Origin of the sequence: Arthrobacter sp. SLBN-122, assembly GCF_006715165.1 — a bacterium.
Classification (GTDB): Bacteria; Actinomycetota; Actinomycetes; order Actinomycetales; family Micrococcaceae; genus Arthrobacter.
On record NZ_VFMS01000001.1, the window covers coordinates 727,831 to 752,996 of the forward strand.

General features: G+C 66.7%; 22 protein-coding genes. 7 read left to right on the forward strand and 15 right to left on the reverse strand.

Features of this window, described 5'->3' with window-relative positions; genetic code table 11:
* Nucleotides 1–181 precede the first annotated feature (181 nt).
* From FBY36_RS03380 to FBY36_RS03395, 4 genes are all read right to left on the reverse strand, one after another.
* Nucleotides 182–1,126, reverse strand: a complete 945-nt coding sequence (locus tag FBY36_RS03380; RefSeq protein WP_142117342.1) for an ABC transporter permease — start codon at nucleotides 1,124–1,126, stop codon at nucleotides 182–184.
* A complete protein-coding gene (locus FBY36_RS03385; RefSeq protein WP_141942926.1) occupies nucleotides 1,116–1,841 on the reverse strand; it encodes an ABC transporter ATP-binding protein in 726 nt (241 codons plus the stop codon). The genes FBY36_RS03380 and FBY36_RS03385 overlap by 11 nt, the downstream gene beginning before the upstream one ends.
* Before the next feature lie 27 nt (nucleotides 1,842–1,868).
* Complete coding sequence (locus tag FBY36_RS03390; protein ID WP_142122457.1) at nucleotides 1,869–2,999, reverse strand: ABC transporter substrate-binding protein; 1,131 nt, start codon at nucleotides 2,997–2,999, stop codon at nucleotides 1,869–1,871.
* Between the two features lie 130 nt (nucleotides 3,000–3,129).
* Nucleotides 3,130–4,296 carry an RtcB family protein gene (locus tag FBY36_RS03395; protein WP_142117343.1) on the reverse strand — a complete coding sequence of 389 codons (1,167 nt, stop codon included), beginning with the start codon at nucleotides 4,294–4,296 and terminating at the stop codon, nucleotides 3,130–3,132.
* Between the two features lie 69 nt (nucleotides 4,297–4,365).
* Between FBY36_RS03395 and FBY36_RS03400 the strand changes: the two genes are divergently transcribed.
* Nucleotides 4,366–4,803, forward strand: coding sequence for an SRPBCC family protein (locus FBY36_RS03400; protein ID WP_142117344.1), 438 nt, complete (start codon nucleotides 4,366–4,368; stop codon nucleotides 4,801–4,803).
* Nucleotides 4,804–4,896: 93 nt separating this feature from the next.
* On the opposite strand, the gene FBY36_RS03405 is transcribed toward FBY36_RS03400, so the two are convergent.
* Genes FBY36_RS03405 through FBY36_RS03425 form a run of 5 tightly spaced genes read right to left on the reverse strand, consistent with a single transcriptional unit; the run spans nucleotide 4,897 to nucleotide 10,629 of the window.
* On the reverse strand, nucleotides 4,897–6,303 hold the full coding sequence (locus FBY36_RS03405; protein WP_142117345.1) for a sulfate adenylyltransferase subunit 1: 1,407 nt from the start codon (nucleotides 6,301–6,303) through the stop codon (nucleotides 4,897–4,899).
* On the reverse strand, nucleotides 6,303–7,247 hold the full coding sequence (cysD, locus tag FBY36_RS03410) for a sulfate adenylyltransferase subunit CysD (protein ID WP_142117346.1): 945 nt from the start codon (nucleotides 7,245–7,247) through the stop codon (nucleotides 6,303–6,305). Before cysD ends, FBY36_RS03405 begins: the two co-directional genes overlap by 1 nt.
* A complete protein-coding gene (locus tag FBY36_RS03415) occupies nucleotides 7,244–7,972 on the reverse strand; it encodes a phosphoadenylyl-sulfate reductase (protein ID WP_142117347.1) in 729 nt (242 codons plus the stop codon). The genes cysD and FBY36_RS03415 overlap by 4 nt, the downstream gene beginning before the upstream one ends.
* Nucleotides 7,972–9,717, reverse strand: a complete 1,746-nt coding sequence (locus FBY36_RS03420) for a nitrite/sulfite reductase (protein ID WP_142117348.1) — start codon at nucleotides 9,715–9,717, stop codon at nucleotides 7,972–7,974. Before FBY36_RS03420 ends, FBY36_RS03415 begins: the two co-directional genes overlap by 1 nt.
* Before the next feature lie 54 nt (nucleotides 9,718–9,771).
* Nucleotides 9,772–10,629, reverse strand: a complete 858-nt coding sequence (locus FBY36_RS03425) for a sirohydrochlorin chelatase (RefSeq protein WP_142117349.1) — start codon at nucleotides 10,627–10,629, stop codon at nucleotides 9,772–9,774.
* A 60-nt stretch (nucleotides 10,630–10,689) separates the two neighbouring features.
* Between FBY36_RS03425 and FBY36_RS03430 the strand changes: the two genes are divergently transcribed.
* Together FBY36_RS03430 and FBY36_RS03435 are read left to right on the forward strand one after the other, a co-directional pair.
* Nucleotides 10,690–11,343, forward strand: coding sequence for a trimeric intracellular cation channel family protein (locus FBY36_RS03430; protein ID WP_142117350.1), 654 nt, complete (start codon nucleotides 10,690–10,692; stop codon nucleotides 11,341–11,343).
* A 51-nt stretch (nucleotides 11,344–11,394) separates the two neighbouring features.
* Complete coding sequence (locus FBY36_RS03435) at nucleotides 11,395–11,823, forward strand: hypothetical protein (RefSeq protein ID WP_142117351.1); 429 nt, start codon at nucleotides 11,395–11,397, stop codon at nucleotides 11,821–11,823.
* Nucleotides 11,824–11,943: 120 nt separating this feature from the next.
* Here the strand turns inward: FBY36_RS03435 and FBY36_RS03440 are convergent, their stop codons facing one another.
* From FBY36_RS03440 to FBY36_RS03455, 4 genes are all read right to left on the reverse strand, one after another.
* On the reverse strand, nucleotides 11,944–12,783 hold the full coding sequence (locus tag FBY36_RS03440; protein WP_142117352.1) for an endonuclease domain-containing protein: 840 nt from the start codon (nucleotides 12,781–12,783) through the stop codon (nucleotides 11,944–11,946).
* 464 nt (nucleotides 12,784–13,247) lie between these two features.
* Nucleotides 13,248–14,348: a polyprenyl synthetase family protein gene (locus tag FBY36_RS03445; RefSeq protein ID WP_142117353.1), complete on the reverse strand. Its 1,101-nt coding sequence runs from the start codon at nucleotides 14,346–14,348 to the stop codon at nucleotides 13,248–13,250.
* Nucleotides 14,345–15,685, reverse strand: coding sequence for a geranylgeranyl reductase family protein (locus FBY36_RS03450; protein ID WP_142117354.1), 1,341 nt, complete (start codon nucleotides 15,683–15,685; stop codon nucleotides 14,345–14,347). The genes FBY36_RS03445 and FBY36_RS03450 overlap by 4 nt, the downstream gene beginning before the upstream one ends.
* 3 nt (nucleotides 15,686–15,688) lie before the next feature.
* Nucleotides 15,689–16,465 (reverse strand): demethylmenaquinone methyltransferase, encoded by a 777-nt coding sequence (locus FBY36_RS03455; RefSeq protein ID WP_235008696.1) that lies wholly within the window; start codon nucleotides 16,463–16,465, stop codon nucleotides 15,689–15,691.
* Nucleotides 16,466–16,612: 147 nt separating this feature from the next.
* On the opposite strand from FBY36_RS03455, the gene FBY36_RS03460 reads away from it, so the two are divergent.
* The 4 genes from FBY36_RS03460 (at nucleotide 16,613) to FBY36_RS03475 (ending at nucleotide 20,952) form a co-directional block, all read left to right on the forward strand.
* Nucleotides 16,613–18,046 (forward strand): isochorismate synthase, encoded by a 1,434-nt coding sequence (locus tag FBY36_RS03460; RefSeq protein ID WP_142117356.1) that lies wholly within the window; start codon nucleotides 16,613–16,615, stop codon nucleotides 18,044–18,046.
* A 178-nt stretch (nucleotides 18,047–18,224) separates the two neighbouring features.
* On the forward strand, nucleotides 18,225–19,178 hold the full coding sequence (locus tag FBY36_RS03465; RefSeq protein ID WP_142117357.1) for an ABC transporter substrate-binding protein: 954 nt from the start codon (nucleotides 18,225–18,227) through the stop codon (nucleotides 19,176–19,178).
* 35 nt (nucleotides 19,179–19,213) lie between these two features.
* A complete protein-coding gene (locus tag FBY36_RS03470) occupies nucleotides 19,214–20,179 on the forward strand; it encodes an amino acid ABC transporter permease (RefSeq protein ID WP_142117358.1) in 966 nt (321 codons plus the stop codon).
* A complete protein-coding gene (locus tag FBY36_RS03475; RefSeq protein ID WP_142117359.1) occupies nucleotides 20,176–20,952 on the forward strand; it encodes an amino acid ABC transporter ATP-binding protein in 777 nt (258 codons plus the stop codon). Before FBY36_RS03470 ends, FBY36_RS03475 begins: the two co-directional genes overlap by 4 nt.
* A gap of 69 nt (nucleotides 20,953–21,021) precedes the next feature.
* On the opposite strand, the gene menD is transcribed toward FBY36_RS03475, so the two are convergent.
* Both menD and FBY36_RS03485 read right to left on the reverse strand, forming a co-directional pair.
* On the reverse strand, nucleotides 21,022–22,770 hold the full coding sequence (menD, locus tag FBY36_RS03480) for a 2-succinyl-5-enolpyruvyl-6-hydroxy-3-cyclohexene-1-carboxylic-acid synthase (RefSeq protein WP_142117360.1): 1,749 nt from the start codon (nucleotides 22,768–22,770) through the stop codon (nucleotides 21,022–21,024).
* A gap of 109 nt (nucleotides 22,771–22,879) precedes the next feature.
* Nucleotides 22,880–24,946, reverse strand: a complete 2,067-nt coding sequence (locus FBY36_RS03485) for a PhoX family protein (protein ID WP_142117361.1) — start codon at nucleotides 24,944–24,946, stop codon at nucleotides 22,880–22,882.
* Nucleotides 24,947–25,166: the final 220 nt, after the last annotated feature.

A 25,166-nucleotide genomic window follows, 5' to 3' on the forward strand; every position in this document is an offset into this window, starting at 1 on the left:
GTCTGCCTCCGCAGCTGCCGCCGTCGTGGGGCACTTTGGCGCCCGGGTTGGGGTTCCATGGCCGGGTTGGCGGCGTGTCCGTGTCAAAGTGCCCCTGTTTCGTCAGAGCAGACGGCAGGGAAGCAGAGAGCCCGACGGCGGGACTCGCCGTCGGGCTCTTGGGGATGCCTTGGGGTGTGGGTCAGCGGGTGCTGCCGGCCAGGAGGCCGCGGCGGCGCAGGAGTCGCTTCTCGATGGGGCCGAAGACCAGCAGCTCGATCAGGATGCCGACGGCGAGGATCAGGAGGATGGCCGCCATCACCACGGTCATGTCCGACAGGTCCCGGCCCTGGTCCAGCAGCGAGCCCAGACCGAAGCCGATGGTGCCGCCCACGGCGATGATTTCCGCGGCCATGAGGGAGCGCCAGGAGAAGGCCCAGCCCTGCTTGAGTCCGCCCAGGTAGCCGGGCAGTGCGGCGGGGAGGATCACCTGCAGGGCCATCTGCAGTCGGGAGGCACCTAGCACCGTGCCCACGCGGCGGTACTGCGGCGGGATCTGGTCCACGCCGGAGATGAGCCCGTTGATGATGGACGGGATGGCGCCCATGAACACCACGAAGTACACGGTGGCGTCGGTCAGTCCGAACCAGGTGATCGCGGCCGGAACCCAGGCTACCGAGGGCAGGACCTGCAGGCCCGAAATCAGGGGCCCAAACGCGCGCCGCAGCGGTGCCACCTGTGCCAGCAGCAGGCCTACGGGCGTGGCGATGGCCACCGAAATCAGGAAGCCCACCAGGCCGCGCTGCAGGGATGTCCACACCGATTCCTGGAGCTTGCCGTCACTCCACAGCACGCCCATCTGGGTCACCACGTCCAGCGGCCCGGGCACGAGGTCGCGCCGTTTGACGCCCAGGGACACATAGAACTGCCACACGAGCACCAGGACCACCAGCGCGGCCACGGGCAGCAGGATCCGGCTCCACTCGATCCGGTGTTTGCGGTCGGCGTCGGACTGCAGCGAGTCGAGGCCGGATTCAAGTTCCCGGAGGTCCTCGTGGCCGGTGGACGTCCGGGTCAGAGCGGCGTGGATGTGCCGGGTCTCAGGTTCGGACGGGGCTTCAGCGAGCGGAGTGGGGTTACTTGGCATGGCGGCGAATCTCCTCCCGCAGCCGGGCGGTGATGACCCCGGTCAGCTGGCCGGCGAGCCCGGCGTCGGTTCGGTGTTCCTCGGTGACGGCCCATTCCTGGACCACACGGCCGGGCCGGGAGGACAGCAGCAGCACGCGCTGGCCCAGCCGGACGGCCTCGCGGACGTTGTGGGTGACGAAGACGATGGTCCGCCCGGTTTCCTTCCAGATGCGTTCGAGCTCGTCGTGCAGCAAGTCGCGGGTGATGGCGTCCAGGGCGGCGAACGGCTCGTCCATGAGCAGCAGCTGCCGGTCCTGTGCCAGGGAACGGGCCAGCGAGACGCGCTGGCGCATGCCGCCGGAGAGTTCGTGCGGGCGCTTGTCCCCTGCCGAACCCAGGTGCACCAGCTCCAGGAGTTCCTGCGCCTTGGCCCGCCGCTCGGCTTTGCCCACGCCGCGCAGCTTCAGCGCGAGTTCGATGTTCTCCCGGGCGGTCAGCCACGGGAACAGGGCGGCGTCCTGGAACATGAAGGCGGCGCCGTCGCTGGGGACTTCCAGGGCGCCCGACGTCGGCGCTTCAAGTCCCGCGATGATGTTCAGGAGGGTGGATTTGCCGCAGCCGGAGGCACCAAGGAGGGCAACGAACTCGCCCTGCCTGATGTTGGCGTTGACGTCGTCCAGTACCGGGGCGCCGTCGCCGAAGCGCTTGCCCAGGTGTTCCAGTACGACTGGCATGGTGCCGTCCTTTGATAGTGGGGTGGATTAGTCCTGGCCGAGGCCGGCCGCGGAAATCTTGTGGGTGCCGCCGGTGACCTGGTTGAGGGCGCGGAGGTCGAAGAGGCCGTTGATGTCGGCCTTCTTGGTTGTGCCCGCGTCGACGCCATCTTGGAGGAGCTTGGGGTAGCCGCCGGCCAGGGGGTCGAGGGTGAACGTGATGTTCGCGAGGGACCGGCTGAGGACGTCGCCCGGCAGCGCTGCCCCGGCGGCCTCCTGCAGGGCGGAGTTGATGAGCTCAGCCTTCTGGTCCGCCGGTGCCGAATTGAGCCAGGCCACCGATGCCGCGTTGCCCTTGACGAGGGCCTTGACGGTGTCCGGGTGGTCGGCGGCGAACTTCTGGTTCACGATCAGGATGGTGGTGGGGAACTCGCCGGGCTTGCCGGTGCCGGTTCCATCCCAGAGGTCCTTTTCGTCCACCAGCACCTTGGCGCCGGCCCGGAGCACCAGGCGTGACGCCCACGGCTCAGGCAACCACGCGCCGTCGAGCTTTCCATCCTGGAACAGCTTCAGCGTCTGGGCGTTCTCCGTGGGATTGATGGCCACATCCCCACTGCCGTCCACGTTTGTCTTATAGCCCTGTTTGGCCAGCCAGGAGCGGAGGGCCACATCCTGGGTGCCGCCCAGCTGCGGAGTTGCCAGGGTCTTGCCCCGAAGGTCAGCCGCGGAGGTGATACCCGGCTTGACCACCAGCTGCGCCCCGCCGGCCGCGGCTCCTGCAATCACGCGCACGGACTGGCCCTGGCTCTTGACGAAAGAGTTGATAGCCGGATTGGGGCCGATGTAGGCGGCGTCGATAGCCCCGGCGTTCAGGGCTTCGATGGCGGCCGGGCCGGCGTTGAAGATCTCGGTGCTGAGCCTGGTGCTGCCCAGGGCATCGGCAAGGAAGCCTTTTTTGACGCCCACCAGCGCCGGGGCGTGGGTGATGTTCCCGAAGTAGCCCAGCTTCAGTTCCGCGGCGGGAGTGGGTTCGGCGGCCTGGGCCTCGCTGTTCCGGGAAATGTTCGAGGCCACGATGGCCCCGAGGGCGATCAGCAGGACCAGCCCGATGGCCAGGGCGGCCTCGACGGCGCGCCTGCGCGTGGGGACCGCGTTTTCGCCTGCCACGATGCGGGTCATCCCGGGCTTGGAACTAGTCATTGTTTCACCATAGGGAGTGGCCCAAACCCGTTCAATGAAGCGGAAACGGGGGGTCACGCACGTTCATCCAGCGTCATATTTCGCCGCGCGGCTGCCCTGTTTGGCAGATTCAGTTGCCTTTGACGTTGACCAGCTGCCGGAGTTTGTGCCGCACCGTCACCAGGTCCGCGGCGTCCTGCATGACCTGGTCGATCGGCTTGTACGCGGCCGGGATTTCGTCAATGAAGGCCTCCGAGGCGCGGAACTCGATTCCCCGCATGGCGCGTTTCAGTTCCTCCAGGGTGAACGTCTTCCGGGCGGCGTTCCGGGAGTACTCCCGCCCCGCGCCGTGCGGCGAGGAGTTCAGTGACGCGGGGTTGCCCCGGCCCTCCACCACATACGACGCCGTTCCCATGGACCCCGGGATCAGTCCGGCATCGCCGGGGCCGGCTTTGATGGCCCCCTTGCGGGACACCCACACCGTTTTGCCGTAATGCGTCTCCTGCTCCGTGAAGTTGTGGTGGCAGTTGATCCGCTCGCGTTCCCGGACAGGCCCGCCCACCCAGTGGCTGAACTGGGCGGCCACGCGGTCCATCATCTCCTCCCGGTTCAGCAGGGCGAAGTGCTGGGCCCAGCGCAGCTCGGCGATGTACCGCTCGAACTGCGGGGTTCCTTCGTCCAGGTACGCGAGGTCCGGATCGGGAAGGTAGACCTGGCTATTCCGGCTGACGTGCTGGGCGACGCCGATGTGGTGCTGGGCGATCCTGTTGCCGATGCCCCGCGAGCCTGAATGCAGGAAGAGCCACACGCCGTCGTCCTCGTCTGCGGAGACCTCGATGAAGTGGTTCCCCGAGCCCAGGGACCCCAGCTGCAGCTCCCACTTGGCAACATACTGGGCCGGGTTGAAGCCGGCCTTCGCGGCCCGCTGTTTCAGCTCGGCGATCCGCGGCTCCGCGGTGGCCAGGACCTGCCGGTTGTTGTGCCCCGCAGACAACGGGATGACCCGCTCAATGTCCTCGCGGAGGCGCTTCCGGTCCCTGGGCAGATCCTTCACCGAGTACTGGGTGCGGACCGCGATCATGCCGCAGCCGATGTCCACGCCAACCGCCGCCGGAATGATGGCCCGCAGCGTGGGGATGACCGAGCCCACGGTGGCGCCCTTGCCCAGGTGCGCGTCCGGCATCAGCGCCAGGTGCGGGTAGATGAACGGCAGGCGCGCGGTCATCACCGCCTGCTCGCGGGTCTTGTCATCCAGGATGGACGCCCAGTTCAGGAGCTTGGGGCTGATGGTCTCCATGCTTCGCCTCCCGCAGCGCTGCCCAGGACTAACGTAGGTATTCCCGCACTCTACAGAGGAGAAGCCGCCGTGGTGAACGTCCGGACCGAGGTTGTCATCAACCTGCCACGCACGGAGGTGGCAGAGTACGCGGCCAACCCGGACAACGCGCCCAAGTGGTACGTCAACATCCACAGGTCGCAGCGGCTCACCGACGGTCCCCTTGGTGTGGGCTCGAAGGCCGCCTTCACAGCGAAGTTCCTGGGCCGGGAGCTGAACTACACCTACGAGTTCGTGGAGTACGTCCCGGGCAGGAAGCTGGTGATGCGCACCGCGCAGGGGCCGTTCCCCATGCAGACCACCTACACGTGGACGGACGACGGCGGCGGGACCCGGATGGTTCTCGGCAACAGCGGCAGCCCGTCAGGTTTCTCGCGGCTGGCAGGGCTGGTCATGGAACCGATGATCCGCCGCGAGAACCGGAAGGACCTGCAACGGCTCAAGTCGATCCTGGAAAGCGGCCAGTAAGTCGGACCCCAAAAAGCCAAACAGCGGCTTGTTCGCAAAACCAGTCCTTGAGGGTCAGGTTTTGCTAACAAGCCGCGGTTTCGTGGGCTGAAGCTAGATGCTGTAGCGCTCGTCCTCGTGGTCGCCCGGGTGGTCCTTGACCAGGCCGGCGGCCAGCGTGTTGCCGTCCAGCGGGTCGATCACCAGGAAAGCGCCGGTGCGGCGGTGGTGCAGGTAGTTCTCCAGCGGCAGCGGCGCGGCGAGCCGGAGCTGTGCGTGCCCGATGTCGTTCAGCTCCAGGTTGGAGGCGCCCTCGAGCTTGAAGGTGGCCAGGTCCAGCTTGCCGGAGACGCTGCGGACCATCGCCTGCACCGTGCGGGTGCCGTGCTTGACCAGCACCTTCTGGCCTTCGCGGAGCGGCTTCGGGGACAGCCAGCACAGGGCTGCGTAGAGATCGGCGGAGGCCTCACGGACGGTGCCCGCGGCCGCGATGGTGTCACCGCGTGCCACGTCGAACTCGTCTGCCAGCCTGATCGCCACGGACTGCGGCGCGGCGGCTTCCTGCAGGGCGGCACCGGCAAAGTCGATGCCCACCACTGTGGTGGTCCGCGGCGACTGGCCCGGTGTCAGGACAGACACCTGGTCCCCCACCTTCACGGAGCCTTCGGTGATCTGGCCGGCGTACGCGCGGTAGTCGCGGTAGGCCTCCACATCCAGGCCGGCGGCCACGGCGTCGGGAGCCAGCGCGCCCTGCGGCCGGACGACCAGCTGCACCGGGAAGCGGAAGCTCTCCAGGTGGCTTTCCAGCTCATCGGCGGCCGGGAGGGTTTCGAGGACCTCCAGCAGCGCGGGGCCGGTGTACCAGGGGGTGCGCTCCGAGCGCTCCACCACGTTGTCGCCGTCGAGCGCGGACACCGGGATGACCAGCAGGTCGCTGATTCCGTCGGAACCCAGGCCCAGCTCGCGGCCCACCTGCTGGACGTCGGCTTCGATGTCCCGGAACACGGACTCGCTGAAGTCCACCAGGTCGATCTTGTTCACGGCCACGATCACGTGCGCCACGCGAAGCAGCTGCAACACGGACAGGTGCCGGCGGGTCTGCTCCAGGACACCCTTGCGGGCGTCAATGAGCACGACGACGGCATCCGCGGTGGATGCGCCGGTCACCGTGTTCTTGGTGTACTGCACGTGCCCGGGGCAGTCGGCCAGGATGAAGCTGCGCTGGTCGGTGGCGAAGTAGCGGTAGGCCACGTCGATGGTGATGCCCTGTTCGCGCTCGGCGCGCAGGCCGTCGGTCAGCAGGGCCAGGTCGATGCCGCCCTTTTCCCCGCCGAAGCCGCGGTCCGCGGACGTGCGGGCCACGGCGTCGAGCTGGTCAGCCAGGATGGCCTTGGAATCGTGAAGGAGGCGGCCCACCAAAGTGGACTTGCCGTCGTCGACCGATCCTGCGGTGGCGAACCGGAAGAGCGTGGTGGGCAGGGCCGTTTCCAGGTCTGCCGGGAGAACTGCTTCGGTGGTCATTAGAAGTACCCGTCCTTCTTGCGGTCTTCCATGGCGGCCTCGGAGATGCGGTCATCTGCACGGGTGGCGCCACGTTCGGTGAGGGTGGACGCGGCGACTTCGACCACGACGTCGGACACGGTGTAGGCGTTGGATTCGACGGCGCCGGTGCAGGACATGTCCCCCACGGTGCGGTAGCGGACGGTCTTGGTGATGACGTCCTCGTGCGGCAGCGGCTGGGACACTTCACCCACCGCGCGCCACATGCCGTCGCGGGCAAAGACCTCGCGCTCATGGGCGTAGTACAGGCCGGGCAGCTCGATGTTCTCACGCTCGATGTAGCGCCAGATGTCCAGCTCGGTCCAGTTGCTGATGGGGAACGCACGGACGTGCTGGCCCACGGTGTGGCGGCCGTTGTACAGGTTCCAGAGCTCGGGGCGCTGGTTGCGCGGGTCCCACTGGCCGAACTCGTCCCGCAGGCTCAGGATGCGCTCCTTGGCGCGGGCCTTGTCTTCGTCGCGGCGGCCGCCGCCGAACACGGCGTCGAACTTGTTCTGCTGGATGGCGTCCAGCAGCGGAACGGTCTGCAGCGGGTTGCGGGTGCCGTCGGCGCGCTCGGCCAGTTCGCCGCGGTCGATGAACTCCTGCACGGAGCCCACCACAAGCTTCAGGCCCAGCCGCTCAACGGTCCGGTCGCGGAAGTCGATGACCTCGGGGAAGTTGTGGCCGGTGTCCACGTGCAGCACGGGGAACGGTACCTTGCCCGGCCAAAATGCCTTGGTGGCCAGGTGCAGCATCACCACGGAGTCCTTGCCGCCGGAGAACAGCAGCGCGGGCTTCTCGAACTCGGCTACAACCTCGCGGATGATGTGGATGGCCTCGGACTCGAGGGTGTCCAGGCTGGACAGGCGCGTTGATACGGCGGCATCAGTCACCTGGGTCTCCTCGGTAAGTGAAGTGCTCATACGTGTAGCCCGCATTCTGTCTTGTCGGATCCTGCCCAGCGGCCGGCGCGGGGATCCTCGCCGGGTGCCACTTTGCGTGTGCAGGGCTGGCAGCCGATGGAGGGGTAACCCTGGGAAAGCAGCGGGTTGACGGGCAGGAGGTTGTCGTCGGAGTACTGGACCAGCTGGTCGAACGTCCAGGCGGCCACGGGATTGACCTTGACCAGGCCGTTCTTCTCGTCCCACGTGACCAGCGGCGTGTTGGTCCGGGTGGGGGCTTCGTCGCGGCGGACGCCGGTGAACCAAAGTTCGTAGCCGGCCAGGGTGCGCTGCAGCGGGGCCACCTTGCGGAGGGCGCAGCACTGGGCGGCGTCACGGGCGAAGAGGTCCTTGCCCAGCAGCCGGTCCTGCTGCTCCACCGTGTTCTCGGGGAGCACGTCCACCACGTTGACGCGGAGATTCGCGGCCACCTCGTCGCGCGTGGCATAGGTTTCCGGGAAGTGGTAGCCGGTCTCCAGGAACAGGACGTCGACGCCGGGCAGCTGGTCTGCCACGAGGGCGGGCAGGACGGCGTCGGCCATGGAGCAGGCGACGGCGACGGCGGGCAGTTCGAAGTTGCGCTCCACCCAGGCGATCACGTCGCGGGCGGGGGCGTCCCAGCCGAGTTCGGCAGCGCCGGCTTCGGCCAGGGCCTTGAGCTCGTCCACGGGGCGCTTGGCGGGTGCGGGTGCCAGGTGTTTTGCCATTACTGGAGTGCCTCCTCGTCTGCTGCGTGGGCCCATTCGGCGAAGGTCTGGCCCTCGGCACGGTCGGCCACGAACCGGCGGACAACGCGCTCCACGTAGTCGGGCAGGTCGTCCACGTACACCTTCAGGCCGCGGACGGTGCGTCCCAGCCCTGCTTCCTCGCGGTCACTGGAAGCCAGCCCGCCGCCCAGGTGGACCTGGAAACCCGGGGAGGGGTCGCCGTCGGGCGTTGGCAGCATCATGCCCTTGAGGCCGATGTCCGCCGTCTGGATGCGGGCGCAGGAGTTGGGGCAGCCGTTGATGTGCAGCGACAGTGCCTGCGGCAGCTGGCCCGAGCCGGCGAGGTCTGCCAGGCGGCGTTCCAGCTCAGCGACTGCCGTGGCGGCGGTGTACTTGGTCTCCACGATGGCGAGCTTGCAGTACTCGATGCCGGTGCAGGCGATGGTGCCGCGGCGGAACACGGACGGGCGCGCGGACAGGCCCAAGGTGTCCAGCTCGGCCACGAGCGGCTCCACTTGGTCCTTCTCGACGTCCAGCACAACGATCTTCTGGTGCGGGGTGGTGCGCAGCCGGTACGAGCCGCGGGCCTCAAGGGTGTCCGCGAGCTTGACCAGCTGCGAACCGGACAGCCGCCCGGCAAGCGGGGTGGCACCGATGAAGAACTTGCCGTCCTTCTGTTCGTGCACGCCGATGTGGTCTCCGGGCGTTGTGGGCTTCGGCGCGGCGGGACCGTCAGCCAGCTTGTAGCCGAGGTATTCGTCTTCCAGGATCTGGCGGAACTTCTCCGGACCCCAGTCGGCCAGCAGGAACTTCAAGCGGGCCTTGGTGCGCATGCGCCGGTAACCGTAGTCGCGGAAGATGCTGGTGACACCGAGCCACACGTCAGCGGCCTGCTCAGGACGGACGAAGGCGCCCAGGCGCTTGGCCAGCATCGGGTTGGTGGCCAGAGCGCCGCCCACCCACAGGTCGTAACCGGCACCCAGTTCGGGGTGGACCATTCCCACCAGGCCGAAGTCGTTGATTTCGTGCACCACGTCCTGGCTGGGGTGGCCGGTGATGGCGGTCTTGTACTTGCGCGGCAGGTTGGACAGCAGCGGGTTGCCGATGAACCGCTCCCCCAGCTCCTCGATGAGCGGCGTGGGGTCGATGATCTCGTCCTTGGCGATGCCGGCCACGGGCGAACCCAGGATCACGCGGGGAACGTCGCCGCAGGCCTCGGTGGTGGACAGGCCAACACCTTCCAGGCGGTTCCAGATCTCGGGGATGTCCTCCACCTGGATCCAGTGCAGCTGGATGTTCTGGCGATCGGTGAGATCGGCGGACTCGCGGGCGAAGTCCACGGAAATCTGGCCGATGACGCGCAGCTGCTCGGTGGTGAGGGCACCGCCGTCGATCCTCACGCGGAGCATGAAGTACTTGTCTTCGAGCTCGTGCGGCTCGAGGGTTGCCGTCTTGCCGCCGTCGATCCCCTGCTTGCGCTGGGTGTACAGGCCCCACCAGCGGAACCGGCCGTGCAGGTCCTGTCCGGGGATGGCGTCGAAGCCTTCCTTGGCGTAGATGGACTCGATACGCTCGCGGACGTTCAGGCCGTCGTCTTCCTGCTTCCAGGTTTCGTTGGCGTTCAGCGGCGTCTTGCCGTCCACTTTCCACTGGCCGTGCGGCTTCGCAGCGGGGCGGGACGGGCGTGCGGGGCGCTTGGCGGCAGCCGTGTCCGCAGACGCTCCGGCTAGAGCTGTATCAGTCATGCATCGACTGTAGGTCGCCCCCGAATTACGTCACAAAGGACCGGAAACGCTAAGTCACCTAGGGAAATATTTCGTCACGAAACGCCGGACGGCCTTGTAGAAGCCACCCTCCTGTGCATTTGCCGGCGCTTCCGCGGGGGCCGCCGCAGCCGGTTCCCGGGGTGCTGCTGCGGGCGCTTCGTTCATCTTTGCGACGGCGGCGTCGTACCTGTCCAGCACGATTTCCGCGAGCACCGGGGACGGCAGCAAGGGTTCGGTCACGACGTCGGCTCCGGCCTTCGCCAGCTGGTCGTGGAAGAAGCCCGGTGCCAGGAGGTAAGAGGCAATCACCACACGGCCGCCGACGTCCACAGCCCCTGCGGACTCCCCCGCCCCGGCACCTCCTTCCAGTTCCTCACGAAGCATCGCGACGGCGTCGGGCACTGACGGCTTGGCCGAGGCACCATAGGCGGCCACCATCCGGTTGGACCGCAACTCCCGCAGCTGGCCCAGCAGTTCCTCCACGCTGACGGCGGCATTGGGGTTGGAGGAACCGGCGGCGGCCAGGACGATGACGTCATTGTCCGTGGTTCCGGCCTCATGCAGCCGCTGGTCCAGCAGTTTGGCGAGCCGCGGGTCGGGGCCCAGCGGCGCGGCGGCCGCACTGCCCGGGCGGCTCTTCACGGCCCGGGCGATGTCCACCTTGACGTGGTAGCCGACGCTCAGCAGCAAGGGAACCACGACGGCGGCCTCCCCCTCCGGCAGGCCCGCCACCACATGCACCAGGTCCGGCTGCTGGACGTCCACATAGGCTTCCCGGACATCAAGGCCCGGCCGCAGTTCAGCGATGGCGGCGCGCAGTGCATTGACCTCCGCGGCCCCCTGTGTGTTGGACGTCCCATGGGCACAGGCGATCATGATGGGGCTGTTCATAGGGGCTAGCGTAACGTTGGAGCCGCCCTGTCCGCCCTCTTTGAAATACCGGGACGCCCCATGACATTCGCCTTTGACAACTCCCCGGTGTGGCTGGATCTGCTGGGCGTGTTCTTCTTTGCCGTCTCGGGATCGCTGCTGGCGGCGCGGAAGCAGATCGACATTGTGGGGTCGCTGTTGCTCGCCTCCCTGGTGGGGCTCGGCGGCGGCGTCATCCGGGACATCATCCTGGGCATCGTTCCGGCCGCTTTCACCAACCCCGCATATCTGGCACCACCGCTGCTGGCCACCGTGTTGGTGTTCTTCCTGTTCTCCAGCGTGCAGCGCTACACCTCGCTGCTGACCCTGTTCGACGCCGCCGGCCTGGCCCTGTTCTGCATGACCGGCACGCTCAAGGCACTCGCCACAGGCTTGAACCCGGTGGCGTCCGTGCTGCTTGGGGTGACCACAGCCGTGGGCGGCGGGCTCCTGCGCGACATCACTGCCAATGAGGTTCCCGAGCTGTTCAACCCCAAGGACATCTACGCGCTGCCTGCCTTTGTGGGGGCTGCCATGACTGCGGTGCTGTGGGTCTTCGGCGTGTTCAACGTGCTGACGGCGGCCGGCATTGCGGCTGTGGTTTTCACGTTCCGGGTCCTGGCCTGGCGGCGGTCCTGGCAGGCCCCCCTTGCAGTTCGCGGGTGGCACCGGCGGGTGGGTGGCACCGGGCTGTGAGGGCCGGTTGGGTGTCATTTCGGGGTGCTCCGGATTGGCTAGGATATGAGCATGACTGACATGTTCCTCGAGAAGTTCCGCGCGCTTGTTCCGAAGTATCTCGAGGATGAATGGCAGGAAGAGGACGGCCTGACCCCGGAGGAACTGGATAAGGCCCTCGCGGATCACCAATTCGAGATTCCGCTGGTCCTGCGCGAGTTCTACCTGGCCCTGGGCGGCTGCGAGGACCTGATGGAGGCGTACCACTACTTCTGGGATCCCGAAGAGCTCGAGGTGGATGACGAAGGCTTCCTCATGTTCCTCGAGGATGAAGAGGAAGCGTTTACCTGGGGCTTCCGAGTAGGCGACCTCACCGTCCCCGATCCCATCGTGTACCGCCGCAACAATGCCCGCGGCCAGTGGAAGTCCGAGGAAGGCACCTTCTCCGAGTTCGTCTTCGACATGTTCGAGTGGGCGTTCGAGGACGAAGAGGAAGAGTAGGGGCCTCCCCCGCTTCCCTTGTTGCCTGGCCGCGGTCCTGGGGCACTTTGACACGGACACGCCGTGATCCGCGCCCATTGTGCGGTTGTCGCGGCCCAATGTGCCCCACGACGGCAGGGCTCACCTCACGCTGAATGATCCCCGCCGACTCTGTTCCAGCACTGCCAAGACCTGGGCCACCATCTGCTCGGGATGATGAACGACTTCCGCATAGCCGAACCTTAGGCAGAGACGTCCGCCAACCACCGTTGCGTTGTTGCGGACGCGGTCCTTCTTGACCTGCTTTGCCTCCAAATGGCTGGCCCCGTCGGTTTCCACCACCAGGCAATCCTCGATCAGGAAGTCCACCTCCCCCACGCCCTGGAGCTCAACGTGGCGGCGTACATGAAGGCCAGCCCTCCGGAAGTGGTAGTTGGCCAAAACCTCCAGGACCGAATCGGCCCGGGGAATCACGTAATCCAGGACTGCCCGGGCCCGGGCGTTGCGGTTCCCGGGAAGTTTGCGCCGAAGGAATTCCACTGTCACATCTCCCCGCTGCGCCGCGCACTGAACCATGACTAACGCTTCCAGTTCGGGCAGGCAACGCAGGGCATGGATGAGGACGTCCGCCAGGCCCGCCACCGGCAGCCATGGATGGCCAGGGTGAAGTATCCGGCCGTGTGTTACGGTTCCCGGCACTGTCTTCTTGTGCCCGGGACTTAGGTGGACCACGCAGGCCTTCTCCAAGGTCCACAGCTGATAGGCCGGGGCAGCGGAGAGGCAGGTCACGAACGCATTGTGCTGCAGCGCCAAACCGAGCGCGGCGCCTTCAGTCGGCAGGCCATAGACACCCCGCCGGACCCGGACGACGCGGCCTGCTGCGAGGGCCTTGTCCACACGCGTTCTCGTGAACCCGGCACGGTGTAGTGAAGAAGTTCTGGCCACGCCTCCCCGATGACGGAGAAATCCTTCAATATCCATGGCTCCAGAGTCACCTGAACCCCGCCGCTGGCGACAGTTCCAGGCAGCGCCATGTGGAGAAGGCGCCCTCGTGGGGCACTGTGACACGGACTCGCCGCGAATCGAGTCCTGTCAGCAGGAGATGGGCCTCAACGTGCCCCGCAACGGCAGGAGAGATGCAGCTGAAAAATCTTTGACACCAGTAGTAACAAAAGACTTGCGCATTATGACAAGGTTGTCATAAGCTATTCACGGATCCGCTAAACGCCTCCGGCGGGTCTGATGCGAACGGAGAGATGGCCCCGGTTCACAGCAGCTTCGGTTGTTGAGGACCGGGGCCGTCCCGTTAACGCCCCACCCCATCCATTGCTCCGTACTTGTCGTTATGGCGCGTCAAAACGACAAGTACGGAGCAATCGAGGAAAAGAAGAAGCCCGGCGCCACCTGGGAAAACCAGGGGAACCGGGCTCCTAACGAACTTGTGCTCAGCTCGCGCGGTCCACCACGGCCAGCGCGAAGTTGGACAGCGATTCCTTGACCACGCCCTCGGGCAGCGGAGCCAGGGCGGCGATGGCTTCATCGGCCCACCGGCGTGCCACCACCCAGGACTCGGCCGTGACGGGGTGCTCACGAAGCCCGGCCACGGCGGCGGCCAGGGCTTCGTCCGAAGAAAGGTCACCATCGATCAGCGTCAAAAGGTCGACGGCGGACTGGTCACCCTCGGCGGCAGCCTTGCGCAGGAGCAGCACGGGCAGGGTGGGAACCCCTTCGCGCAGGTCGGTACCGGGTGACTTGCCGGACTTCACCTTGACGCCGGTGACATCGATGACGTCGTCGGCAAGCTGGAAGGCCACGCCCACCTTCTCGCCGTACTCCACCAGGATGTCCTCGAAGGCCTCGTCAGCACCGGAGAAGATGGCACCGAACTGGCCGGAGGCCGCCACCAGTGAACCGGTCTTGTCCGCGATGACTGACAGGTAGTGCTCCACCGGATCCTCGTCCGGGCGGGGGCCCACGGTCTCGTGCAGCTGGCCCAGGCAGAGCCGCTCGAAGGTGCGGGCCTGGATTCCCAGGGCACGCCCGCCAAGTTCGGACACCAGGATGGAGGCGCGGGCAAATATGAGGTCGCCGGTGAGGACGGCCACGGAGTTGCCCCACACCTCGTGGGCGGTGGGTGCGCCGCGGCGGAACGGGGCGGAGTCCATGACGTCGTCGTGGTACAGGGTTGCCAGGTGCGTCAGTTCCACTACGACGGCGGCCTGCACCACCGCGGGCAGCGACGCGTCACCGAGGTGGGCGCAGAGCAGCGTCAGCAGCGGCCGGATGCGCTTGCCACCGGCTTCCACCAGATGGCGCGACGTTGCGTCAGCCAGGGGATCCGAATTGGCGATGGCCTCGCGGAGCTTCTTCTCCACCCTGGCCAGGTTGTTGGTGATGGCAGGGCCCAGTTCAGCGTCCGCCGCGATGGCCGCAAAGCCGGCCGGCAGCTGGAGTCCCGTGGCGATGGCCGTGGTGTTGAGGCTGGGTTCGGAGTCCGGCAGGCCGTGCCCGGCGTGCGTCCAACTGTGGTCTGCGGATTTGGTCACGGGTTAACCCTAACTTTTTGTTGCGGATACCGCTGATTGGATACTGCCGGGGTGGGCGATGTATTCGTTGTGGCCGGAACCAGCGATTCCAAAACGCGGATCACCCGGTCCTCGAAGCCCTTGGCGGAGGGGTCCGTAAGGTTGGCAAGGAGCCGGACCACGAACCGCATCAGCACCGGGATGGGCATGCCGGTCCGCAGCGCCAGTTTCATGACGGCGGGCTTTCCGATCAGCGCGGCGAAGGCCCGGCCAAGGGTGAAGTGCGAGCCCCACTGGTCCCGCACATAGTCCGCGTACCGCGAAAGGTGCGCGTCGGCGTCGTACGTTCCGCCCGCTGCCATCGAGCGCGAGGAAGCGTCGATGATGAACCCTGCGGCGAAACGCGCCGACTCCATAGCGTAGGAGATGCCTTCGCCGTTGAACGGGGAGACCATGCCGCCGGCGTCGCCCAGGAGCAGCAAGCCGGGCGAGTAGTGCGGGGTGCGGTTGAAACCCATGGGCAGCGCGGCGCCGCGGATCTCCCCCACCTGGTTCTCCGGCGTGAAGCCCCAGTCGGCGGGCATGGCGGCGGTCCATTCGCGCAGCACCTGCTTGTAGTCGAGCTTCCCGAATTCCTTGGAGGAGTTCAGGATGCCCAGGCCCACGTTGGAGGTGCCGTCACCCACGCCGAACACCCAGCCGTAGCCGGGCAGTAGCTTGCCGTCGCGGCCGGGAAGCTCCAGCCAGCCTTCCATCCAGTCGTCGTCGGTGCGCGGGGAGGTGAAGTAGGTGCGGACGGCGACGCCGAGCGGGCGGTCGTCGCGCTTCTGGATGCCGAGGGACACGGCGGTGCGGGTGGAGTTTCCGTCCGCGGCGAGCACGACGTCGGCACTAAAGTCACGCGTCTCCCCCGTCTTGCGTCCGGACTCGTCGAGGAGCGCTGCGCGGAGCCCGGTGACGCGGCCGTCGTCGTTCCGTATGGCTTCGGTGACGCTGTGCCGCTCGAGGACGGTGGCGCCGGCGGCCTGCGCGTGCCGGGCCAGTTCCTCGTCAAAGCCCAGGCGGGTACGGATCAGCCCGTACTGCGGGAAGTCGGAGACCTCAGGCCAGGGCAGTTCGATGGTGCGGCCTCCGGCGATCAGGCGCAGGCCCTTGTTCCGGCGCCAGCCGTCGTTCTCCGGATGCGGGAGGCCGAGCTTCTGTATCTCGCGGACGGCGCGGGGGGTGAGCCCGTCGCCGCACACCTTTTCCCGTGGAAAGGACGTCTTTTCCAGGACCGTGACGTCAATGCCGGCCTTGGCGAGGTAGTACGCGGCGGTGGATCCGGCCGGACCCGCGCCGACAATCAGTACCTTCACAGGTCAGCGGACGATGTTGCGGCGCAGCTTGGCCACCGGGCCTTTGTGCGCGGCGATGGCGGCAGCGGCACCGTCCGGTGAGGAATCGGCGGGCTTGAAGGCACGGTGGACGGCCACGATGCCGCCGGTGAGGTTGCGGTAGGTGACGTTCTCCCAGCCGGCTTCCTGCAGCCAGGCGGCGAGGTGGTCCTGGTCCGGCCAGGCGCGGATGGATTCGGCCAGGTACACGTAGGCGTCCGGGTTGGAGGCGACCTTGACGGCGATGGCCGGCAGGGCCCGCATCAGGTATTCGGTGTACATGGTGCGCCACAGCGGAACCACGGGCTGGGAGAACTCGGCGATGACCAGCCGTCCGCCGGGTTTGGTCACGCGGAGCATCTCCTGCAGCGCCTTCTTGGGCTCGTTCACGTTGCGCAGCCCGAAGGAGATGGTGGTGGCGTCGAAAGTGTTGTCAGCGAACGGCAGGTTGGTGGCGTCCCCGGCAATAAAGTTGATGTCCGGGCGGCGGCGCTTCCCCACCTTGAGCATGCCCAGGGAGAAGTCGCAGGCCACCACATCTATGCCCGCATCGGCATACGGTTCGCTGGAGGTACCCGTTCCGGCGGCAAGATCCAGGACCCGCTGGCCCTTGGAGACTTCCATGGCGTCCACCACGATCTTCCGCCAGCGGCGGGTCTGCCCCATGGAGAGGACATCGTTGACGACGTCGTATTTCGGTGCGACGTCGTCAAACATCGTGGCTACTTCGTCCGGACGCTTATCCAAGGATGCTCGGTTCACCATGACATTGTCTCAAATGTTCCCGGGGGTGCTGACCAGCCCCGATTTGCCCATCCCCGCTGCACCCAAGCTGCTCCAAGACTGCACCAAGGCTGCATCAAGGCGCCGGGGAGGCCATGGAGTACGCGGGAGTAGTGTTGTCTCATCATGACGAGCACGTTCCGCACCTTGACAGTCCCCCTGGATAGCAAAGCGTTCCCCGGGGGGCTGCCGTCGTTTCTGGTCCGGGACGATGTCCTGTGCTGGTCCCGCCGCGAGGCCGGCCTGGCGGGATTCGGCGAGATTGCGCGCTTCACCGCCACCGGGCCGGACCGGTTCCTGGAGGCGGACATCTGGTGGCGGCACCTGGTCCTCGAAGCCGAGGTCACGGACTCCGTGGAACTGCCGGGCACCGGCCCCGTCGCGTTTGGCTCCTTTGCCTTCTCCAAAACCTCCGCCCATGAGTCCCGTTTGATCGTGCCCGAGATCCTGGTGGGCGTGCGGGACAACCAGGCGTGGCTCACCCAGTTGAGGTTCGACGACGGCCCCCTCACCGAAGGGACGGCCCTCGCCGCGCTGGACCGGTGGCTCAGCGGTGGTTCCGCCGGCGCGGACGCCCCCGGAGCCTCGGACGCTCCCGGAGCCTCGGACGGTGACAGCACGACGGCGGCAGCGGACTCCGCCGGGAACGCCCCCTTGGGTGCCGTACCCTTGAAAGCCGGCGGCGCCGTCGTGCGGCCCCTCCCCCTGGCTGCCGGAGCAACCCTGCATACCGGCTCCCTCGGCGAGGAAGCGTGGATGGATGCCGTGGCCGCCGGCGTTGCCGAGATCCGCACGGGAGCGCTGGAGAAGCTGGTGCTGGCCCGGGACGTGGTGGCCACTATTCCCTCCGGCGTACATGCCGCGGATGTGCTGCGCGAACTCGCCGCGAGGTACCGCGAATGCTGGACTTATGGCGTGGACGGGCTGGTGGGGGCCACCCCCGAGATGCTGATCCAGGTGGAGGGCCGCACCGCCCAGGCCCGCGTGCTGGCCGGCACCCTTGACCGCCGCGACGCGCACGGCGAGGACGGCCCGCCCATGGATTACGCAACGCGCGTGCTGGCCGGGTCCGAGAAGCAGCGGCACGAGCATGAGATTGCCATCCAGTCCCTGACCAAGCAGCTGGCGCCGTTCTCGGAGGCCATGAATGCCCACGATGAGCCCTTCATCCTGGAGCTGCCCAACGTCTGGCACCTGGCCTCCGACGTCAAGGCGGAACTGACCGAGGTGGAGGGCCATGTGCCCACCTGCCTGGCCCTCATTAACGCACTGCACCCCACGGCGGCCGTCTGCGGGACCCCGACACTGGTGGCGGGCGAACTGATCCGGAAACTCGAGCATCTGGACCGCGGCCCCTACGCGGGCCCCGTGGGCTGGCTGGACGCGGCCGGCAACGGCGAGTGGGGTATTGCGCTGCGGGGCGCCGTTATTGAGTCGCCGGAGACCGTGCGCCTGTATGCCGGCTGCGGCATTGTTGATGGCTCCCAACCGGAAGCCGAGCTCGCGGAGACGTGGGCCAAATTCCGGCCGATGCTGGAGTCCCTGGGCATCAGCAGCTGAGCCTCCGCCGGGGAGGGAGTCTGGGATGACAGACTGCTCTCTTCCTGGAAGGCTTGATTTTGCCCCCGCTACAGTTATCCAATAGTGAAACTTAGTTGCGTGTGACGTACCTCTCTTGTTGAGCGTTACACTATAAGCCGCGTTAGTACCTCATAGCCCCTGCAACAAAAGGTAAGAAATGCAGACTCCCCGTACCCTCCTGGGCACTTCCAAGCTGACCGCTGCAACCATGATCGCCATCAGCGCCCTGGCCCTCTCAGCATGCACGAACGCCTCGGAAACGGGTCCCTCCAGCGCGGCCACCTCTTCGGGCAAGGCCAGCGCCAGCTTTGATCCCTCCACCGTCAAGAAGGACGATGCCCTGGCCGCCATGGTCCCGGACACCATTAAGTCCAAAGGCACCATCACGGTAGGCTCAGACACCAGCTACGCCCCGGCCGAATTCCTCGGTCCGGATGGCCAGACGCCCGTGGGCTACGACGTGGACATCGCCAAGGCCATCGGTGCCACCCTGGGCCTCAAGGTCCAGGTCCAGACCGCAGAGTTCACCGGCATCCTCCCGGCCCTCGGCCCCAAGTACGATCTGGGGATCTCCTCGTTCACCATCAACCCTGAGCGCCTGGGTGCCGTGAACATGGTCAGCTACTTCAACGCAGGCACCGCCTGGGCCGTCCAGAAGGGCAACCCGAAGAAGTTCTCCCTCGACGACGTCTGCGGCAAGTCCATCGGCGTGCAGACCGGTACCGTCCAGGAGGACCCGGATCTCTCGGACCGCAACAAGAAGTGCGTCGCCGACGGCAAGAAACCCATTGACATCATCACCCTCAAGAACCAGACGGATGTCACCACCCGACTGGTGAACGGCAGCATCGACGCCATGACCGCGGACTCCCCCATCATCGGTTACGCGCTGACCCAGACCAACGGCCAGCTGGAGAAGCTGGGCGACGTCTACGACTCCGCTCCGCAGGGCATCGCCGTGGCCAAGGCGGACACCGCCTGGGCCGACGTCATCCAGAAGACGGTCAGCAAGCTGATGGAGGACGGCTCCTACAAGAAGATCCTTGACGGCTGGGGCAACTCCGAAGGCGCCATCACCAAGTCCGAGGTCAACCCGGCGGTTAAGTCTTGAGTTTTCGCGTTACGGACGAGAAGTCAGGTGTGCAGATGGAACACCATCAACACCGGGAAGCACCGGTACTGAACAAATCAGTGCCGGTGCGCCACCCCGGCCGCTGGATCAGCGCCGTCATCATCCTCATATTGGTGGCAGCATTCCTGCAGAGCATGTTCACCAACCCCAACTTCCGGTGGGACGTTGTGGGCACCTACATCCTGGACGTCAAGGTTGTCCAGGGCGTGGGCTGGACCCTCCTGCTGACGGTGGCGTCGATGGTCCTGGCCATCGTCCTGGCCATCCTGCTGGCGGTTATGCGGCAATCCGACAACCCGGTGTTCCGCTGGACCAGCTGGGTGTGGGTGTGGTTCTTCCGAGGAACTCCTGTCTATACACAGCTCGTTTTTTGGGGTCTCGTGACGGTCCTCTATCCCGCCATCACCCTGGGCATCCCGTTTGGGCCAGAGCTCTTCACCTATGCGCTCTCAGACCCCAGCAAGGGTTTGATCCCTGCCATCCTCGGCCTTGGCCTCAACGAGTCCGCCTACCTGGCGGAAATCTTCCGTGCGGGCCTCAAGTCGGTGGATAAGGGCCAGCAGGAGGCCGCGGAGGCGCTCGGTATGTCCAAGGGCAAGATCATGTGGCGGATCATCCTGCCGCAGGCCATGCGAATCATTGTTCCGCCTACGGGCAACGAGACCATCGGCATGCTGAAGACCACCTCCCTGGTCCTTGCGGTTCCGTTCACGCTCGACCTGACGTTCGCCACGAACGCCCTCGCCAACCGCATCTACCTCCCGATTCCGCTCCTGATCGTTGCGGCGTTCTGGTACCTCCTTGTCACCAGCATCCTCATGGTGGGCCAGCACTACATCGAGGCGTACTACGGCAAGGGCGTGGACAACCTGGCCCCGGCAGCAGTCAACCCAGCTGCGGCCAAGGCGGCGGATGCCGGTGCTGGTGCCGGTCCCCAGCACTCAATGAAGACGGACTTCCCCGAGGAGAGTGCACGATGACGATCACAGCAGAAGAGCCGCTGGTTACGATCGAAGGCCTCCACAAGTACTACGGGCACCACCACGTGCTGCGGGGCATCGATATGACGGTCAACCAGGGCGAGGTGTCGGTGGTAATCGGCCCGTCCGGTTCCGGCAAGTCCACGATGCTGCGCTGCGTGAACCTCCTGGAAACCATCAGCGCCGGGCGGATTTCCGTCGGTGGCGAGCTGATTGGTTACCGCGAGGTCAATGGCAGGCTCCACGATCTCAAGACCAAGGAGATCGCCGCCCAGCGCCGCGAAATCGGCATGGTGTTCCAGCGGTTCAACCTGTTCCCGCACAAGACCGCGCTCCAGAACGTCATGGAAGCGCCGGTGCAGGTGAAGGGCCAGTCCAAAGCCGAAGCCAAGAAGCGGGCGCTGGAACTGCTGGAGCGGGTGGGGCTGGGCGACCGTTCCAGCCACTACCCGTCCCAGCTCTCGGGCGGCCAGCAGCAGCGCGTGGCCATCGCCCGGGCCCTGGCCATGGAGCCGGAGCTCATGCTCTTTGACGAGCCGACCTCGGCACTGGACCCGGAACTGGTGGGCGATGTCCTGAACGTGATGAAGGACCTGGCAAAGTCCGGCATGACCATGATTGTGGTGACCCACGAGATTGGCTTCGCCCGCGAAGTGGGCGACACCCTGACCTTCATGGATGGCGGCGTGGTGGTGGAGTCCGGCGATCCCCGCGAGATCATCGCCAACCCCCAGCATGCGCGCACCAAGGAGTTCCTGAGCCGCGTGCTCTAACCCCTGGTTGCTTTCGCGACTTGCCCGGCGGCCGCTGCGTGGATTCACGCGGCGGCCGCTGTTTTGGCATTACTGCCCGGCCAGCACTCCGGTAACGGCGGTGGCCACGGCTTCCTTGATCCGGGCGTGGAGCTGCCGCAGCTGCCGGCGGTCCGTCCGGACCTCCACGATGCTGCGCCCCTGCACAGGCCGGGCCAGCGCTTCGGCGAGTCCCGCCGTCGTACTTACCAGTGAATGCCCGACGCCGTACGCTGCGGCGAGTGCCGCGATGTCCACGGAGTGCGGGGTAGCGAAGAGCCGTTCGACGGCGTCTCCGTAGCGGCCGCCCTCCTCGACTCCCCCGTGTTCCAGGAGCCCGAAGATCGCGCCGCCGGAATCATTCAGGACCACGATCCGCAGGTCCGGCTGTTCTTCCCCCGTGCCGAGGAGGAGCCCGCCGGCGTCGTGCAGGAACGTGACGTCGCCCATCAGCACGGTGGTCTCCTGCCGGCCGCCCAGCGCGATGCCGGTGGCCGTGGAAACGGTGCCGTCGATCCCGGCCAGGCCCCGGTTTGCGTACACCGTGGCGGCGGGATCAGGCGCGGGCAATCCGGCCAGGTCCACGTCTCTGATGCCGTTGGAGGACCCCAGCAGCAGCTGGCCGCGGGCGTGCTTCCAGACCAGTGCGGCGACGGACGGCCCGGTGGCAGCGGCTTCTGCGGAGATTACCTGATCCAGGGCATGCTGCGCAGCGGAGCCGGCGAGGAGCCAAGTGTCCAGCCAGGCGGAGGTCCCGCGGCCGGCGAAACAGGCCAGGTCCGCCAGGTTTTCCAGGGGCAGCTCGGTGCGGCGGCCGGGCTCGTACCAGGCCACCGGAACCGGCTGGTACAGGGCCGCTTCAACATCGGCGCGGGCCAGGAGCGCAGCCACCGGACGGGACAGGGTGGGCCGGCCGAACAGCACCACACGCTCCACGGGCTGTGCGGAACCCGAGCCGAAATGCTCCAGCAGCAGCCGGTACGGGCCCACGGCGTTGGGCCCGAAGCGGGAATTGGAGGATGGCTCGGCCAGCAGCGGCAGGTTGTGGGCGCGGGCGAAGGCCTCGGCGACCGGACCGGCATCGTGCCCTGCCAGCACCACTGTGCGCCGCTCCGGCAGGCTGTCCGGCGCCGGCGGCAGGTTCATGACCAAAGGCTCGGTGCCCACCCGGTAGCGCTGCCGCTCCACCGCCTCCGGGAGCCCTTCGCCCTGCGACGGAACCAGCGGGTCGCGGAACGCGAGGTTCAGCTGGACCGGGCCCGGCGGCAGGTCCGGGAAGGCGCCGGTCGCAGCGGAGAGCCCGGTCTGGACCGCACGCTCGGGGTTGGTCCCCGCGGGAATGTCGACGGCGAAGCGCACCTGCTCACCGAACAGGTCCGGCTGGATGGTGGTCTGGTTGGCGCCGGTTCCGCGCAGCTCGTCGGGCCGGTCCGCGGAGAGGACGATCAGCGGCACGGCGGCATGGTTGGCCTCCATCACCGCCGGCATCAGGTTCCCGACGGCGGTCCCTGACGTGGTGAGCACGGCCACCGGCGAACCGGTGGCCAGGGCCAGGCCCAGGGCCGTGAAGCCGGCGGACCGCTCATCGATCCGCACCATCAGGTCCACGCGGCCGGCAGCGGATGCTTCGGCCAGGGCGTATGCCATGGGTGCCGACCGGGAACCCGGCGACACCACCACGTGCCGCACGCCGCCGTCGAGCAGGACGTCGACGGCGGTCCGCGCGGAGGCCAGCGCGCTCAGCTCATCTTCCTGCAACTCAGCGGGAGTGTCCGGGGCAGGTTCGTTCGGCGAGGTCACCCAACCAGTCTGCCACCCCTCGCGACCAGCCCTAACCCACGATGCTCTATCACTTATGGTCCCTAAAACCGCGGCTTAGGGACCATAAGTGATAGAGCAACGATGGGGGTTAGCCGCGGAACACCTGGACCACTGCGGGACGCGGGGCGCGCGCCTGGCCGGGTGCCGGCGTCGTACCTGCCGGGACGTAGTCCGGGAAGAGGGAGTTGGGCGCCTCGAAGGTGCCGTCCTCGCCCGGGTGCTGCACGGCGACGAACACGCTGCGCTCGTCGTCATGGATGACCGGGCCGCAGGTTTCGGCGTCGCGCGGGACGGACAGGAACTGCTCCACCTTTCCGCGCTCGGCACCGTCCAGGGTGACTCTGAAGAGGCCGTCGTTGTAGCCTATGCCGGAGGGGGCGCCGTCGGTGGAGATCCAGAGGTTGCCCACGGAGTCGAAGGCCACGTTGTCCGGGCAGGAGATGGGCGAGACCTTGTCCACCGGGTACCCCGAGAAGTAGGTGACGTCACCCTGGGCCGGATCACCGCACACCATCAGGAGCGTCCAGTTGAACTTCGTGGAAGTCTGGTCGCCGGTTTCGGTGATTTCCACGATATGCCCGTCGCGGTTCTGCGTGCGCGGGTTGACTTCGGTGGCGCCTTCCTTGGTGCCGGTGCCGCGGTCCGAGTTGTTGGTGCAGACCACGTAGACCTTGCCGGTGTGCAGGCTGGGCTGGACGTCCTCGCAGCGGTCCATCTTGGTGGGGCCCACCTTATCCGCGGCCAGGCGGGTGTACACCAGAACCTCCTCCACGGACATGCCTGGGACGGCGGACTTCCCGCCGACCACCAGGGGCAGCCATTCGCCGGTGCCGTCGAAGGCGCCGTCGGAGGGAAGCGCACCGGTGCCGGTGATTTCCGCGGCAGATGAGTTGCCGGTGAACTTGGCAACGTAGAGGTCTCCCTCGGAGAGCAGGTTCATGTTGTGCCTCCGGTCCCCCTCACGGTATTTATCCGCCGAGATGAACTTGTAGAGGTAGTCGAACTTCTCGTCGTCGCCCATGTAGGCCACCACGTGGCCGGATTCGGCCACGATGACGTTGGCACCCTCGTGCTTGAAGCGGCCCATGGCGGAGCGCTTCTTGGGGGTTGAGGTGGGGTCGAACGGGTCCACTTCAACGATCCAGCCGAACCGATTCGCCTCGTTCTCGTAGCCGGGGTTGCGGGTGTCGAAGCGGGGGTCGTCCAGCTCCCACTTGCGCGCCGTGGGCTTGGTGGTGAGGCCGTAGCGCTTGTCACCGGCAGAGGCGCCGGCGGCGACGAAGTAGCCGTTGAAGTTTTCCTCGCCGGAGAGGATGGTGCCCCAGGGGGTGGTGCCGCCGGAGCAGTTGCCGAACGTGCCCTTGATGGCGCGGCCCGAGGGATCGGCGACGGTCTTGACCAGTGCCGAGCCGGCAACCGGTCCGGTCAGTTCGTACGTGGTGTCGGAGAGGTAGCGGCGATTCAGCGGCGCGCCCTTGACGTAGCTCCACGGTTTGGTGGTGTTCCTGCGCTCGAGCTCGACGACGGCCAGGCCGTGCGCCGCCCGCCCGATCGCCCGCGTTTCCGCGGCGTCGTAACCGGCCGGGACCATGATGCCCTCATTGGTGTATTCGTGGTTGGTGAACAGCACGGCGCGACGGCCCTTGGTGCCCGGAATTTCCAGGATGTCCGTGTAGTCGTTGTTATAGCCGAACTGGCGGGCCTGGGCTGCTGCAGTCTGGTTGTTCAGGTCGAAGTCGGGCGAGTCGGCGAACAGCGGATCGCCCCAGCGGATGATCGGCTGCCAGGTGAAGCCCTCGGGCACGTTGAAGGCGTCTACGGCCTTGTCCACGGGCTTGATGGCGGTGAACTGCAGCTTGGAGTTGCCGAAGCCTTCCTTGGCGGCCTTGGACAGGCCGGCGGCGGAGGCGGGCTCGGCGGACCCCACCGCTGAGCCGAGGACGACGGCGAGGGCACCTGCGGCTCCCATGCCCAGGGCGGCTCGGCGGGACAGGGTGGCAGAGGCGATGTCGCGGAAGTAGCTGTTGGAGCTGGTGTTGCAGACATCGCCGGCGCAGGCGTTGTCACACTTGAGCGCGCAGGTGACGGGACTCCGCTTGCCCTTGGTGTGGCCGAGCATGGGCAGCAGGGTGAACTTGCGGGCAGTTTCAGACATGGGAACCTTCCAAGGAATCTCGCTGGGGTGCCTGATCACCCTTCCAGCCGGTTCCTACGGGAAGCCATCAATTGGATGAAGTTACGGTGAACCGCCCGTGACCTGCAGGAACATCCCCAAACCCCTCATCGATTGCTGAGTATCTGCCGTTCTGAGCGTTGAGAACGACACATACTCAGCAATCGATGGATTGGGCGGGAAGAACGCGCGTACGGGCCGC